Genomic DNA, 13,673 nt, shown 5'->3' with positions numbered 1-13,673 from the left:
CTGACACTGTGCGGCGCGCAGTCAAGCCGATCGTGTCGGTCGGCAATCCTGGCTCGATCCACCGTCCATCACCGCGACAGGGCCTGCCGCATCACCTCCGCCGTGGCGAGGTCGGCCGGGAAGAATGCCTCGATGGCCAGTTCGGACAAGGTGATGTCCACCGCCGTTCCGAACACCGTCGTGGTGCTGAAGAAGCTGAGCGTCCCGGCTTCCGTCCTGAGCCGCAGAGGAACCACCACGCCATCATGCGACGACAGCGGCTCGCCGCGGCTGCGCGGAGCCTGCCCGTCGGGCACCGGGTAGTCTTTCAATTCGCCGAGCAGCGCGGCCAGCACAGGATCGGCGCTGACGTCGATTTGGCGGGTCAGCCGGTGCAGGATGTGGGTCCGCCATTGTGCGAAGTTTTCGATCCGCGGCGCCAGTCCGGAAGGATGGAGGCTGAGCCGCAGCACGTTCATCGGAGGCTGGAGAAGATCCGGAGCGGCTCCGGTGAGCAGCGGGGCGACCGCCCGGTTGGCCGCGACCAGCGTCCAGTGCCGGTCCACAGCCAAGGCCGGGTGGGGCTCGTGCCCGGTCAGCACGAGATCGACCGCCCGACGGGCCGCCCGCATCTCCGGATCGTCCAGCCCGTGTTCGGAAAAGACCGGCGCGAAGCCCGCGGCGGCGAGCAGCGCGTTGCGGTCGCGGAGCGGAATGTCCATCCGCTCCGCCAGATGGAGCAGCATGGTCCGGCTGGGCTGCGAGCGGCCCGTTTCCAGGAAGCTGACGTGCCGGGTCGAGATGTCGGCTTCGCAGGCAAGGTCGAGTTGGCTGAAGCCGCGCCGCTTGCGCCACGCGCGCAGCAACTCGCCGACCGGCTGGCGCGGCACGGTCCTGGGGGGCGGTCGGTGCAGGGCTGCGGTTTGCGGCATGGTTCCGGCCTCCCCTCCGGTGTCGTCGATGTCTCGTGATCGATATGATGATACCCAGCGCCGCCGATCATGCATCCAGAAAGGCCATCAGATCGCGGTTGAAGCGGTCCATATGCGTCAGGAACAGACCGTGCGGCGCCCCTTCGTAGATGGTCAACGTCGCGTTCGGCATCAGCTCGGCGGTTTTCCTCCCTGTGATGCCAAGCGGGCTGGACACGTCCAAATCGCCATGAATCAGCAAGGTCGGCACGGTGACGGCTTGAAGCTCCCGTCGGAAGTCCGTGGACGTCGTCGCCCGATGGCAGTCCAGAAGCGCCTTCATCGAGGCCTGCAAGGCCATCGATTTCACCCAGGCCATCATGCCGGGCGAACTGTCCGCCGTCATGAAGGGGCGAATGTTGTCCTCCAGCCATCTCGGGAAGTCGCGCATCAGCCAATCCGAGCGGAAGGACTCGAAGACGGCGGGATCGATTCCGTCGGGGTTGTCATCGGTGCGGGACAGTGTCGGGGTCACCGTGCCGACCAGAACCGCGCGGGAAACGCGGCGGTCGCCGTGCCGGCTCAGATAGCGGATGATTTCCCCGCAGGACATGGAATGGCCGACCAACGTGACGTCCTCCAACTCCAGCGTGTCGAGCAGGGTGGCGAGGTCGTCGGCCAGCCGGTCGAAGTCGAAACCGACTCCCGGGTCACTCGACCGGCCGTGGCCGCGGCGGTCGTACGCAACGCAGCGGTGGCCGTGCTCGGCCAGCGCCGCCATCTGATAGGCCCAGGAGTCGGAGTTCAGCGACCAGCTGGACAGGAAGACGACGGGCCTCCCCCGCCCCCAATCCCGGTAGAAGAGCCTCACCCCGTCGTCCGTGTGGATGAAGCCGGGCTGGATCGGGGCGGCGGCAGCTTTCGGAGACATGCTCATGATCGGTGCTCCTGCGTTCTGGGCGCTGTGGGATGGCAAGCCGGTGCCCTAGGCACCGTCCGGAACCCGGTCCAGAAAGCCGCTCACCGAGCGGATGCGTCCATCGGCGGCCAGCGTGACGAAGTCGGTGCCGCCGGCCACGGGATCGCCCCCCGCCGGAACGAGGGACCAGGAGAGGCGCACCCGGTCGTTGTGGCCGTCGGGCGCGCTCTGCAGGACGAAACGGCTGTTCGGGAACCGCTGCTGCACGGCGCCGATCAGGGCGCTGATGCCGGGGTGGCCATTCGCCTGCATCATCGGGTCGAGGTAATGCGCATCTTCGCTCCAGTGTTCGACGACCAGCGCCAGCCGGCGGTTCGGGTCGGTCTCGTTCCAGGCGGCGATGAAGCGCTGGGCGACATGGGCGGCGTTCGTCATGGCGGAACTCCTTCGTGGGGCTGCCCGGATCGGCCGGACGCCCACAGCATCGTCATTCCGCGATCTGGCTGCGATTACGTGGCAGGTAAAGTCAGGGTTTTGATTTTAAATGGTTATCGCTTCATGTTTTCCGCCATGGCGTGACATGGCGTTCCTGATGCGTGCCAAATGAACGGGCAGACGGGCGACCAGTCTTGTTCCCCACCTGTTCTCATGCCACCATCTCCCGCATGAGCATTGACCATCCACCTCGCGCGATCTGGGACGCCGCTGTCGCAATGGCCGGCGGCCAGGAGCTTTGGAACGGCCTCGGGCCGGAGATGAAGCGCCAGTACATCGGCTGGGCCGAGTTGGCGGCCCCCGCCCTGATGGGCGGCGGGGCGATCCCGTGGGGAGACGTTCAGCGGACGGTGGAATTCGTTCTGTCCCAGAACCGCGGCATGCAGACGAGCCGGAAGCCCGACGACGTGGCCGTCACCATGCTCGCCATGAAGTTGGTGGAGCATATGCGCGGGTCCGGCTACACCGTGTTTCTCGCACGTCCTTCCGAAGCCCCCAAGACTCACGGCCCCAAGACATGACCTACGCAGAGCTTATCCAGGCCATCAACGCCAGCCGCCGGGAACCGGGCGGATGCACGCCGCCCGTGGTCGATGCCGTCAGGGCTGGCGGGGAAGAGGCACGGCTCTCGGTCAATGCGATCCTTGGATGGGAAATTCGGCATGGCCGGAGAGCCGGGCCGGGCGATGAAGCGTCGGTAATGGAAGCGCGCGCTGCGCTGATAGACAACATGGCGCCGGAGCGGAAGGCGGGGTGACGCTTGTCAGGCGGACAGGCCGGTCAGGCTGTTGACCTTGGCCGCGAACCAGTCGGTCATGCACGCCTTGGAGCAGAAGGAGGCTTCGGCCTGGGCGTTGCGGATCGGCAGGCCGTCGAGGAGATCGACCGACGCAGCGCCGGTCAGCTCCGTCAGCCCGTGATCGTGGTAGCCGATGTCAGCGCTGATCCGCACGGGCATGGCGCCGTCAGCAATCATCACGGCACGGCCCGGAGCCTCCTGCTCCATGGCGGCGATGCTGAACACGTAGAACTTGCCGGCGAGCGTCTTGTGGCAGTGGTGGCAGGTCACGGCACGCCCTCCTTTCCTTCCTTCATGCGCCCCGCCCGGACCGCAGCCCTGGACGCTTCGACATACTCGCGGGCAAGCTGGGACGCGGCATCATCCGAAGGCAGCTCGCCACGGTCGATCATCCGGTTCCGCCAGCCGTGCCAAAAGGCCCTGCCCCGGTTCGCGCCGGGTTCCGGGTCGCCGCTCTCGGCGGACAGGTAGCCATCAACGATGTCGTCCTCATTGAGGCTGTTCAGGTCCGCCAGAGTGCGGACGGGCTCGAAGCTGGTCACTGGCCGTCTCCCTTGCTGTCCGGGGCGCCAGCAAACTGCGGCCAGCACCGGGAACACCGCATGCGGTCGGTCGTGTTACCGATGCCCATCTGTTCCGAGAAGACAGCCGCGGCGCTGCGGAGATATTGGCAATCCGGATCGCGGTGGAGTTTTGCCGTCCCGCGCTGCTGCCGAACTCCGACTGTATGGTGAACGGTGCAGGTCATCACTCACCTCCTCTCTGTGAGCCGGAAGAGGCGCGCGGTCGCCAGCAACTCACGGCCTGCGGCAGTAATGCGCCACCCTCCGGGGCCGTGGTCAAACAGGACATATTCCATCAGCCCCGAGCGCTCCAGTCGGCTGAGGGTTGCCGCCGTCACTCCAGCACCGATCACATGACCGTGGCCGTTCGGCAGGTCGCGCGTCGGCACCAGCCAATCGCCTGCCCGCTCCAACGCCATCAAGACGTTGCGATCCGCGCGGTTCATGGCTCCCCTCCTTTCGTGTCCGGGGAGGCATCACGGAGGCGGACGCCGGGGCCGCCGGGCGGGAGTGGGGAGTTGCCGTCGAAGAACTCGAGGCCGTGCGTTCGGAAAGCCGCCTCGATCTTGTCGAGCGAACTGCTCCTCGGATCCTCCGTTCGACCTTGCTCGATGAACTTCACCGTTTGCAAAGCCACCCCAGAAGCCTCGGCCAATTCGGCCTGCTTCCATCCGAGCCACGCCCGCGCGGCGCGTATCTGTCCTGCCGTCAGCATGGCGGCAGTATCAAGAAGCCGTATCGCAGGTTCAAGCATATAACCGCCCCGGTCAATTTCCTCTCTTGACGGTTATATCAATAACCTCTAGGGTTATCAACATGAACTTCGCGGTCGTCGCCGCATCTAGCCAATCCCAGAGAGGGCCAGCCATGATCGAAGCGCACCGCACCGACATCATCCGTAAGGGCAGCGCCGACGAGATCGTGGCGAAGCGTGACCGGGCGCTGGAGCTTTACCGGCGGGGCGTCGAACTGCTGGCGGAAGCGGCGAAGGTCCACAAGGAGGTCGGCGCGACCGACTACACGAACCTGCGGCACGTCCTGGTTCGCGAGACCTACAGCATTGAGCACGGCGAGACTGACGGAGCCGTGAACGCGATGCGCCGGAACCTCGACGGCGCGGTGTGGAACCACATCATGAACGCCCTTGGCCTCATCAACCTGATGGATGCGCAGGAGGTGAAGGCTTTCCGTGAGCAGAACGAGAAGGACCCGGCGGAAGTGACGCGGGACAACCTCGTCGCCACATTCTCCCGGCTGACGGCGGAGAGCGAGGTGACATTCAAGCGCGGCGTCATCAACCTGTTCATGGCGCTGGACCGCTCGTTCGCCAGCAACCCCGCTTACCGCCTTGGCGACAAGCTCATCATGTCCGGGGCGCTGTCCGAGTATGGCGGCTGGAACCATTGGAGCAACAGCCAAGACCAAATGCGGGACCTTGATAGGATTTTCCAGATCGTAGACGGCCAGCCGACCAAGGATCATCGCGGAGACGCTGCCGCCATGGTGGCGCAGACCACCCGCCAAAGCTTGGGCAACACGCTGGAGACGGAATACTTCTCCATCAAGACGTTCAAGAACCGGAACCTGCACGTCAAGTTCAAGCGCCCCGATCTGGTCGCCAAGGTCAACCGGATCATTGCCGAGCATTTCGGCGAAGTGCTGGCGCACGCGACGCGGAAACCGCGCCGTCGCGCCGCCTGAACCCCCACGAGGCCCCCATGACCGACACCACCCCCATGATCACGATGCAGGAAGCCGCCGCCGCTCTGGACGGCAACGAGTACGGTTTCGAGGGAAGCCGCGAGATGTTCGCCCAGATGAAGGCTGCCGGTCTGGTGGCGGTGTTCGGGGCCAGCGACGACCTGATGGAGTTCCGTGGCGCAGTCTATGACGAGATCGGCGCCTATGACGGTGGAACCGCCTACTTCACGGAAAACGGCCTGCTGTCCGAGGAGACGTCGAACTTTGACGCGCTGAAGATGAAGGCCATGCCGGTGAAGGCCATCTGGTGCCCGGAAGGTCTCGACACCTCATGGCTGATGACGACCAACCTCCCGCACGCGCGCTTCAAGATCATGGAGGGCGGAGACCTCTACTGCGCCGGCCTCGTCTTTGACCTGAAGGACTGCGCGCCATGACCGACACCACGCACACCGAAGCGAGCGCCCGCTGGCAGCCGATTGAGACGGCGCCGAAGGACGGCACATGGGTCCTGATCGCCGGTCAGGACCGCGGCGACATCAGCGCCCTTCGCGGGCAACTGGCGGCTCTCTCCAGCACCACAGGAGGCGACCGTGGGTGACATGAAGCTGACCAAGGCGCAGGCCAGAGTGCTGGGAGCGCTTGCCGCATCGACCGGCGGCATGGGGTTCCGAGACGAGTACGGAAGATCGTCGATGGACGTTCTGATCCGGCGCAGTCTTGTTGATGCCCCGATCAGCAGCTTTGGCCGGGTGCACATCACCAACGCGGGCCGCGCCGCCCTGGCGCAGGAGGAGGGGCAATGACCTACGCTATCCGCCCCGAAGACGAACGCCTCGTGTCCGAGGCTCTTCGCGCGCAAGCCGTAGAGTTCCGCTGCAACGCCATCAGGTTTGGCGGAACAGAATGGGCAGCGCGGGCGGACAGGATGGAAGTGATTGCTTGTGAGATCGAGCACGGACACACGAAAGCGTCGCGCGATCAGGGGTGACATCGTATCGGGGACTTGCTATAGTGTTTGCGCTGCGGCTGAGCGGATAGACGCTCTGAGCGGTGGATCAAATACGGGTCGGCAATCCACCAACGAAGGCCCGTGAGCCGGTATCCAGTCCGGCCCGCAGCTAAAACACCAAGACCCGCGCCTCGGGTCTGCGCCCCGACGCCAAGCCCGGATGACCGAACGAAGTAGGCGCCGGAAACTCTCGTGCGGGGAATGAGGCAGCCGGTTTGGTGTCCGGCAGAATTCGCCCGAATGGGCGTCAGGGCCGCGGGTTTCGGTTGGGTGCCCCGCGTGTAGCCCGGACGAAAGTCCCGAGCCGCACGAAAGCCGCAAGGCAGACCGATGACAGCCGGGAAAGACCGGCAACAGTTTCGCCCCGCATGGGGCACAGAGTTGCGGAGCGGCGGAAGCTCGTCGGCGGTGCCCACACACCGTTCGACAGGGCAGAGAGTCTGAAGTGGGTGGAAGGCTGCAATACCCCCGGACCGCTCCGCGAGCAGAGGCAAGGCCGCGCACCATGGGCCATCGGTAAAGGAGATGGGGCCGCTTCGGCGGTCGGGTCCGATCCCCCAACGCCTAGGTCTTGCAGAGGCGTGCGCTCCGGAGCGTGCGCCCCACCCGGTGGAAGGCCGGGAAGCTACACGGGGGTCATGGCTTCGGCTGCCTGCTTCGATCTTATGCCAAGGCTAAGAAGAGCGTCCTCCCGACTCCACCGCATAAAGTGCAGCGGCAGCCGCCCCACGCCACTCTGGCGATAGAGGATGCCAGGGCGATCCTCCAGCCGGTGCCGACTAACGCCGCGCCCCCTCCACACCGGAACCGTCTCTGGGTCGACCAGCCCAACCACCCAACCAACCGGCCAGCAGCATAGCGCCAGCAGTCGCGTCAGCGCCCCTAGTCTGTGGAATAGCCCAGACCCTCGCCAGTCCGGACGGATCCACCCGGCTACAATCCAAGCCACTGGCCCCATGGCATCGTGGGCGCCCTCACTGGCGACGAAGACCCACTCGTCCGCCGGGGCCGACCCTGGATCATGCAGTGCTGACAGGTCCATCAGGCGGGCGCCGAAACTGGAGCCGGCACAGTCAACCAGCACCACGCCGTAAGTGGCGACCACCTCCCCTTCCCCATCGACTAGCCCAATCCAGAAGGCTGGGGCGCTGGGCGGCTTCGGCAGGAGGGGAAACCAGCTTTCTCGGTGGCGAGCGTTCAGCGCTTGCAAGTCCGCCCATGACTCGCTCAGAACCGGCGTGACGCCGCGGTCGACCAGTTCGGTGCACAGGCGGTCGCGGGCTGCCTCAATATCTGGAGGAAACGGGCCAGCCCCCAACGGCAGGAGTTCTGCTAAGCAGTTTTCGAGAGATGCAGCGCGCACCGGCTTCGTCGCGTCGGTTGTGGATCGTCGGCGGCGATCATGAATGGAGTGTGGTCAAGGTTCAAGCGGGGCCTTCCCCACCTGCCTCGCCACCTCATCCGCCTTCACGATGGCATCACGAGCTGATGGAGGCACGAGGTAGGCGACTGACGGCACGATCCCAGCGATGATGTAGCCGATCAGGTCGGCAGACACGTCCACGTCGGCATACTGACGCAGGAGCGAGGCAATCACCGCCGCGGCGACGCCGGCAAGGCCCCCGGCCCACACCTTGCGAGCGGGGATCATGGTGGACATGCGGAACATCATGGCTGGCTCCTTTCAGGCAGCAAAAAGCCGCCGGGCGGAATGCCGGGCGGCTGGTCGGGGCGGCAATCCCCGCGCGGCGCGGAGAATATTGATTTCTTTGGCGTTTCAGCTCTCCGGCGGGGGACTCCCGCCACCTCAACTGTTCACCCCTTCTCGAACAGCTTCACCTCAGCGGCGCGGCGCTTCACCAGCCCCGGCAATTGCGTCTTGACGCCATTCACCGTTGCGTAGACCCACTTTGGGAACTCGGCCGCCGCACCGGCATAGTCGCGCTGGTTCAGCCGACGGAGCAGCGTCGAGCTGCCCAGCGCACCGGCCCCCAGGTTGAAAACGAAGCTCGCCAGGGCGCCGCGCTGCCGATCGGTGAGCGGCACCTTCACGAGCTTGTCGACCTGCGCCGCCGCTGCGGCCATATCCTCCAGCAGGAAGTTTTCGGCCTGAGAGGCGGTGATCCGCTGCCCCATCTTCACGCCCGCGGTGTGGCCGTAGCCGATGGTTGGGACCCCGGCAGGACACAGGTAGGCGTTGAGGTACAGGCCTTCGGCGTTGCGCGCGAGGGCCAGGGCGTCAGGGTGGATGGGCTTCATTTCGGAACCTCGCGGGAAAGGGCGGCGCGCCGAGGGGCGCGCTCACCCGTTGGTCATGGTGCGAATCACGGCGTCTGGGAGCCGGATCGCGTAGTGCCGGACCTTGCTCAGCCAGTACGAGCCGAGCCCGGCGCCGAGGAGAAGGCGGGTGAATGACGCCGGCATGGTCGTGACGGAGCTGGTTTCGAGCTGGCCGTTCACAGCGTGCCCCCAACTGCCGGAGGACCACGCCACCGCCTGCCGGATGATGGTGCCGGCCGTGACCGCAAAGCCGGACGTGTCGATGCCGCCGGGGCTGGACACCATGTCGGCGACACCGCCCTGCCCAACCCGGAGCAGGATGCGGTTCGTGCCGGTCCCGTCATCGAACCCGATGAACGAGACCTGACCGGACGGCAGGATACCGGGGAACAGCCATTCCACGAACAGCGTGCCCTGCGAAACCGACAGGCCCGGCAGTGTCGAGGCTGCCAGGGTGATGCCCGTGTCGGCCCCGCGGGAGGCGCCGGGAATGTAACTGGTGGCGTAGGCCCCGCTTCGAGGTTGGCGTACCGGACGGTGCCGCTGATCGTCAGCGTGAGCGTGCCGGCGGTCGGGGTGAAAGTGTAGGTGCGCCGGTTCGGGACGACGCCCGTCCCGGCCACCGTGGCCGTCGCTGTGCCGCTCAGCGTCACCGTGCCCGACCCGTAGAAGGACAGCGTGTAGGCCTGGGCCGTGACGCTGACGGACTGTGTTGCCGGGGTGTCGGGGCTGGCGATCAGGTTCGCGCGGGCCTCCTCGAACAGGAGGCCCAGCGGGTTGAGCGTGAGCGGGGCGTGGTCGAAACGCGCCACGTTGGCCCCCGGCGCCTGGAGCGCCCCGGCGGCGTCCAATAGCTGCACACCCCGCTCCGCGTCCACGAAGACACCCGCGGGTCCAGCAGGCCGGATAGGAACTGGAGGTTCGTGTCCGGGCGCGGGGAGCGCAGGATTGATGATCCGATGCGCATTTATGCCCCTTCCTGCCAGATTTTGGAGGCGCGCCAGACAGTACTTCCAGCCGCGCGGCGGAAGACGATTTCCGTCAGGTAGCCAGCGGTTGTTGCGATGGCAGGGGCAACCCCTGATCCGTCCCACTTGATGATGTCGCCTGCCTGCGTCGCCCAGGTCACGGACCGGTTGCCGGTGCCGTCCTGCACCAGCTCCACCGCGATCTCGCTGCGCTCCGTTCCGGACAGCGTGAGCGCCGGGAGCGTGATCGTGGCGTTGTTGGTGAGGCGGACGCGCTGGAATCGCGTTGACCGCGGTGAGGGTGACCGCCGCCCCGCTGTCCACCTGCGTGGTTGCAGAGACTTTCACCAAGCCGTCATACGCGACGTTTGAGAACTGGCCGAGCACCGCACGGACAGAGCGCCATCTCTTTGAATCCGTCCCGTTATCGTTGGCGTTGTCGACTTCAGGATAGAACTGCCCGTCATAGCCGAGCCGCAGATAATCCACCATCGACCCCAGTCGCCTCGCCTGAAAAACGAGGTCTGCGGCCTCGTTGCCGGCGGTTCCTGCGACCAGATGCCCGCGAACCCCGGCGTATCCGCCAAAGCTGCCAGACTCGAAAGGGCCGCCAAGCAACAGAGACCCACCGAATCCCGGAGCCATTGGGCGGGTGTCCATGATGGTCACTGCGCCGCTGGATGCCTTTACCATCAAGTTGGCGTTCAGACGGTTGCCCTGCGCCTCCGTCACCCCATCATAGCTATTCCCGAGGATTTCCATCTTGTCGATAACCGCCGCATCGATGACGAGGGGGTCTGCGACATTCTGGAAATAGTTGCCAATAATGCTCCCCGGCTCAGCCCCAGCCCCGCATACCACGCCTTGCGTGCCGGAATAGAACTGGTTGCTGGTGATTGCCGCTGCGCCGTTGACGACGTTGATGTTGGTGGCAGACGCCGCCCAGATGCCACCGATAACGCGAACACCATTGTCGGCGAGAGCCCCGCCCGTGGAGTCGATGTACACGCAGGTGGCTTGCGCAACGCCAGTGCAGTTTAGTATTGATGTGTAAATAGATGTCCCGATCACACTAAAACCCGCAACACTCCCTGTGTTTGGGCTTGTGTAGTCAGCTTGGCAGCGGTCGAAGCTAATGTTCGACGAATTTTCTGCGATATAGGCGTACGCCTTGCCGTACGCCATGTTCTTGTAAACATTCGACCAATCCGCCCGCCCGTCACCTTGACGCCGAAGCCGGCGGTGCGAAGCGGGGCGGCAGAAGCGTCCGACCCGTTATGAACCCCCGTCACACGCGCCGTCATGAAAGGCCAAAGATTGTTTTCACCGATCTCGCAAACGTCGGTTCCGCCGTTTAGGTGAATGTCATTGGTGCAGTGGCTTTTGTTGCCGATAACCCGGGCGCGCTCCGACCCTCCGGTATCGACGCCTAAGCTATGCCCCAGCAACATGCAACCAACGACCTGGGCATCGGCGCCGGCCATGACAACCGCTGTTCCGGAAAACTGTCCGATCAACGCCGTGGCGGTCGCTACGTCCGGAACAGGCTGCGTCAAGCCACGGCGGATAATGAGAAGCCCCCTTAGGCCGGCGCGCTCGCTGAGAGTGATCGTTGCTCCGGCCCCAAGGGCGATCTGCCCCCCAAGATTGTAGTATGAACTGGTGCTGGCGGGCGTCAGCACACCATGACCGCCCGGCCCGACAATAGACCAGCCGGCGGGGATTGTGATGGATGCCCCGAAATAGACCTTGGCGGATTCCGGGACAGCGAGGACGCCGCCGGTCAGGGTCGTGGTCGCGAAGAACAGCGCGAGCGCCGTGGCGTCGTTCGCCACGCCGTTGCAAGCGCAGCCGACGTCGTAGAGCGACAGGCGCTCACCGAACCGGGCCGCATTGGTCCGCAGCACGGAGCCCCCCGCAGCAATGGCCGTGACCTGCGACCCGTTGCCGTTGATGCGTAGGAACGGCGACGCCGCCGACCAGAACTCGACGCATCGCCACAGGCCGCCGCCCTCACTGACCACCCAGGCGAGATCGCCCGCCGCGGTCGTGATGCTGGCGCCGCCGGGGAGGATGATCTTGGTCGGGTCCTGAACCAGCGTCGACGCGCCGTCGAAGCGCAGGAGGCGCTCCGCGCCCGCCTGCGCCGTCCCGAGCGACGTGATGCTGGCGCTGCCGGTGATCGGGACGTAGTTGCCCTTGACGGCCCCCAGATCGACCGTAGCCGCCGCCACGACCGGCGCGGCGCGAAGCTGGTTCAGCGCCGCGCCGGTCAGCGACAGCGCACCCTGGGTCAGCCGCGCCTGCTCGACGCCCAGAACGGACGCGGCCATGGTTCCGGCGGCCGGTCGGCTGAAGCCGGTACCGGGTTCGTCGGCGAAAGCCATGCCGGGGTTGGTGGTGGTGCCGCTCGGCGCAAGGCCGACCGTCGTGATCAGGTTCCAGAGCGAGGCCAGGAGTTGGTCGCCCGTCGACTTCCAGTCGTCGGCCAGAGGATTCGTCATGCTCAGTACTCCACGATCACGAGGCCGCTTTTGCCGGCACCGCCGGAGGCGCCGCTGCCGCCGCCGCCGCCGCCGCCGCCGTAGCCGTTGGCGCTGACCCCGGTCACAAATCCGGACGTTCCGCGACCACCGCCGGGGCCGCCGCCGGCACCGCCGCAGCCCGTCGAGGGAGCGCCGGGGCCGAATTGCAAGCCGTCGGTGCCGTACGCCCCGTAATCGTTCAGATCGCCGCCGGAGCCGACGCCCGGCCCACCGCCAGCATTCGCCGCTCCGGTACCCCCGCCGCCGCCCGTTCCTCCCGACGCGCTGCAATAAGCGCCGAAGGAGGAGACGCCCCCATTGCCACCGCTCCCTGCCGTGCCAGGGCTCACACCGCCGGCCCCGACCGTCACGGCGACCGTGGCGCCCGGAACGAGTCCGGTGATGGTCTTGATGGCCCGGCCGCCGCTGCCGCCCCCGCCGCTGGCATAGGTGGAGTTGTAGCCGCCCGCCCCGCCGCCGCCGATCACGGTCACGCGGACGCGGGTCACGCCGTCGGGAACAGTGAAGGTCCCGGAGAGGTGAAGACCTGCATGCGGGACATGCCCATCGCGGCCTGAAACCGCAGGGCGAGCAGGTCAACGTCGCCATTGTCCAGAGCGTCCTGCCCCGTCACGGTGCCGATGGCCTGCCCAGCGGCGGACGCCATAACGGTGCCCTGCCGAATGGCCTTGTTAACCTGGGCAGACCGGGCGAGCCCGGATTGAAAACCGCCTTCCAGCGCGCCGCCGGACCCGGTGTCGGTCTCCCAATTCGCCTGCGTCTCGACGTTCGCGCCCGTGGCCGTGGCGAAGGGAATGAAATCGTTGGTCGCCATGTGGATTCCTCAAGGAGAAGTGGGGAGGCCCCAGGCGCCCACGTCGAACCCGGCGATGCCGGAGTCGGCGGCGTCGAAGCCGAAATAGGGGGTGTCCGGGACGGATTGGGTCCAGTAGGCGTTGACCGCCACGCCGGCCGGCCGGACGTTGAGGTAGCCGCCCGTGAAAAGGGCCAGCGTCACCGCGTCGGGCGACGGCCCGAGCAGTGCGAAATCCATCGTCATGTTCTGGTTGTCTTGGATCAGGACCGAGTACCCGGTGCCGGCGAAGGCGATGTCCCAGACCGCATAGGCACCGGGAATGGTGCCGTCCCAGGCATTCGCGGCGATGCGCGCGCGGATCAGCGTCCGGTACCCGTCGTCCGGCAGGACGGTGAGGTACCCTGTCGGATCGCCGACAGCCCACCAGGAGCCCTGGTCGAAGCCGACGCCCGCGGTGTCGAAGCTGAAGTAGACGCCGGTCAGCGGCACGGTCAGTCGCCGGCTTGCCCCCACCCAAAGCCCGATGGTGTCGAGCTGGTCGCCCACGGCGCGATCAAGGTCGAAGCGGTCAGCCAGCCCGGCGAAGCTTCCCTGCCCGTCCGAGAGCGGCTTGAGCAGCGCCGTCAGCGCTGCGCGGTATAGGGGTTGGCTGGCGTGCTCGCTCGTGATGAGGCCGAGATAGGTCGCCACGTCGGCGCCGGGCA

The 13,673-nt window shown here is 66.2% G+C and carries 22 protein-coding genes; 7 read left to right on the top strand and 15 right to left on the bottom strand.

What is annotated here, in order from left to right; translation table 11 throughout:
• Positions 1-68: 68 nt before the first annotated feature.
• From Sp245p_RS22460 to Sp245p_RS22450, 3 genes are all read right to left on the bottom strand, one after another.
• Positions 69-911, bottom strand: a complete 843-nt coding sequence (locus Sp245p_RS22460) for a helix-turn-helix domain-containing protein (RefSeq protein ID WP_014199358.1) — start codon at positions 909-911, stop codon at positions 69-71.
• Between the two features lie 67 nt (positions 912-978).
• Entirely contained in the window at positions 979-1,827 is an 849-nt protein-coding gene (locus Sp245p_RS22455; RefSeq protein ID WP_014199359.1) for an alpha/beta fold hydrolase, read from the bottom strand.
• Between the two features lie 48 nt (positions 1,828-1,875).
• Positions 1,876-2,244: a nuclear transport factor 2 family protein gene (locus Sp245p_RS22450; RefSeq protein ID WP_014199360.1), complete on the bottom strand. Its 369-nt coding sequence runs from the start codon at positions 2,242-2,244 to the stop codon at positions 1,876-1,878.
• Between the two features lie 230 nt (positions 2,245-2,474).
• Here Sp245p_RS22450 and Sp245p_RS22445 point away from each other — a divergent pair, with 230 nt between their 5' ends.
• Both Sp245p_RS22445 and Sp245p_RS22440 read left to right on the top strand, forming a co-directional pair.
• Positions 2,475-2,825, top strand: a complete 351-nt coding sequence (locus Sp245p_RS22445) for a hypothetical protein (RefSeq protein WP_129557208.1) — start codon at positions 2,475-2,477, stop codon at positions 2,823-2,825.
• On the top strand, positions 2,822-3,061 hold the full coding sequence (locus tag Sp245p_RS22440) for a hypothetical protein (protein ID WP_041813896.1): 240 nt from the start codon (positions 2,822-2,824) through the stop codon (positions 3,059-3,061). Before Sp245p_RS22445 ends, Sp245p_RS22440 begins: the two co-directional genes overlap by 4 nt.
• 6 nt (positions 3,062-3,067) lie before the next feature.
• On the opposite strand, the gene Sp245p_RS22435 is transcribed toward Sp245p_RS22440, so the two are convergent.
• From Sp245p_RS22435 to Sp245p_RS22420, 4 genes are all read right to left on the bottom strand, one after another.
• The gene (locus Sp245p_RS22435; RefSeq protein WP_014199362.1) at positions 3,068-3,373 is read right to left on the bottom strand and encodes a hypothetical protein; all 306 of its coding nucleotides are present in this window, start codon (positions 3,371-3,373) and stop codon (positions 3,068-3,070) included.
• Complete coding sequence (locus Sp245p_RS22430) at positions 3,370-3,645, bottom strand: hypothetical protein (protein WP_014199363.1); 276 nt, start codon at positions 3,643-3,645, stop codon at positions 3,370-3,372. Before Sp245p_RS22430 ends, Sp245p_RS22435 begins: the two co-directional genes overlap by 4 nt.
• A gap of 209 nt (positions 3,646-3,854) precedes the next feature.
• Positions 3,855-4,112, bottom strand: coding sequence for a hypothetical protein (locus Sp245p_RS22425; protein ID WP_014199365.1), 258 nt, complete (start codon positions 4,110-4,112; stop codon positions 3,855-3,857).
• Positions 4,109-4,420 (bottom strand): helix-turn-helix transcriptional regulator, encoded by a 312-nt coding sequence (locus tag Sp245p_RS22420; protein WP_052584511.1) that lies wholly within the window; start codon positions 4,418-4,420, stop codon positions 4,109-4,111. Before Sp245p_RS22420 ends, Sp245p_RS22425 begins: the two co-directional genes overlap by 4 nt.
• Before the next feature lie 62 nt (positions 4,421-4,482).
• On the opposite strand from Sp245p_RS22420, the gene Sp245p_RS22415 reads away from it, so the two are divergent.
• The 5 genes from Sp245p_RS22415 to Sp245p_RS22400 are packed head-to-tail and all read left to right on the top strand — an operon-like array spanning position 4,483 to position 6,358.
• On the top strand, positions 4,483-5,367 hold the full coding sequence (locus Sp245p_RS22415) for a DUF4942 domain-containing protein (protein ID WP_244439533.1): 885 nt from the start codon (positions 4,483-4,485) through the stop codon (positions 5,365-5,367).
• A gap of 17 nt (positions 5,368-5,384) precedes the next feature.
• Entirely contained in the window at positions 5,385-5,804 is a 420-nt protein-coding gene (locus Sp245p_RS22410; RefSeq protein ID WP_014199368.1) for a hypothetical protein, read from the top strand.
• Positions 5,801-5,968 (top strand): hypothetical protein, encoded by a 168-nt coding sequence (locus Sp245p_RS35065; protein ID WP_014199369.1) that lies wholly within the window; start codon positions 5,801-5,803, stop codon positions 5,966-5,968. The genes Sp245p_RS22410 and Sp245p_RS35065 overlap by 4 nt, the downstream gene beginning before the upstream one ends.
• A 1-nt stretch (position 5,969) precedes the next feature.
• Positions 5,970-6,173: a hypothetical protein gene (locus Sp245p_RS22405; RefSeq protein ID WP_014199370.1), complete on the top strand. Its 204-nt coding sequence runs from the start codon at positions 5,970-5,972 to the stop codon at positions 6,171-6,173.
• Positions 6,170-6,358 (top strand): hypothetical protein, encoded by a 189-nt coding sequence (locus Sp245p_RS22400; protein WP_041813899.1) that lies wholly within the window; start codon positions 6,170-6,172, stop codon positions 6,356-6,358. Before Sp245p_RS22405 ends, Sp245p_RS22400 begins: the two co-directional genes overlap by 4 nt.
• 1,438 nt (positions 6,359-7,796) lie before the next feature.
• Here the strand turns inward: Sp245p_RS22400 and Sp245p_RS22395 are convergent.
• The 8 genes from Sp245p_RS22395 to Sp245p_RS22365 all read right to left on the bottom strand — a co-directional run.
• Complete coding sequence (locus tag Sp245p_RS22395) at positions 7,797-8,051, bottom strand: hypothetical protein (RefSeq protein ID WP_014199372.1); 255 nt, start codon at positions 8,049-8,051, stop codon at positions 7,797-7,799.
• A 143-nt stretch (positions 8,052-8,194) separates the two neighbouring features.
• Positions 8,195-8,638 carry a lysozyme gene (locus tag Sp245p_RS22390; protein ID WP_014199373.1) on the bottom strand — a complete coding sequence of 148 codons (444 nt, stop codon included), beginning with the start codon at positions 8,636-8,638 and terminating at the stop codon, positions 8,195-8,197.
• 42 nt (positions 8,639-8,680) lie between these two features.
• Positions 8,681-9,061 (bottom strand): hypothetical protein, encoded by a 381-nt coding sequence (locus Sp245p_RS35860; protein ID WP_246119811.1) that lies wholly within the window; start codon positions 9,059-9,061, stop codon positions 8,681-8,683.
• 565 nt (positions 9,062-9,626) lie between these two features.
• Positions 9,627-9,824, bottom strand: a complete 198-nt coding sequence (locus Sp245p_RS22380; protein ID WP_109138907.1) for a hypothetical protein — start codon at positions 9,822-9,824, stop codon at positions 9,627-9,629.
• 870 nt (positions 9,825-10,694) lie between these two features.
• Entirely contained in the window at positions 10,695-12,131 is a 1,437-nt protein-coding gene (locus Sp245p_RS22375; protein WP_109138906.1) for a hypothetical protein, read from the bottom strand.
• A 2-nt stretch (positions 12,132-12,133) separates the two neighbouring features.
• Positions 12,134-12,661, bottom strand: a complete 528-nt coding sequence (locus tag Sp245p_RS35060) for a glycine-rich domain-containing protein (RefSeq protein ID WP_165359992.1) — start codon at positions 12,659-12,661, stop codon at positions 12,134-12,136.
• Complete coding sequence (locus Sp245p_RS35055) at positions 12,658-12,987, bottom strand: hypothetical protein (protein WP_165359991.1); 330 nt, start codon at positions 12,985-12,987, stop codon at positions 12,658-12,660. Before Sp245p_RS35055 ends, Sp245p_RS35060 begins: the two co-directional genes overlap by 4 nt.
• A 9-nt stretch (positions 12,988-12,996) precedes the next feature.
• The coding region (locus tag Sp245p_RS22365) for a DUF2612 domain-containing protein (protein ID WP_246119810.1) at positions 12,997-13,673 on the bottom strand (677 nt) is incomplete at its 5' end.

It is taken from the genome of Azospirillum baldaniorum, assembly GCF_003119195.2.
GTDB lineage: Bacteria > Pseudomonadota > Alphaproteobacteria > Azospirillales > Azospirillaceae > Azospirillum > Azospirillum baldaniorum.
This window is presented reverse-complemented; position numbering and strand designations above follow the sequence as displayed.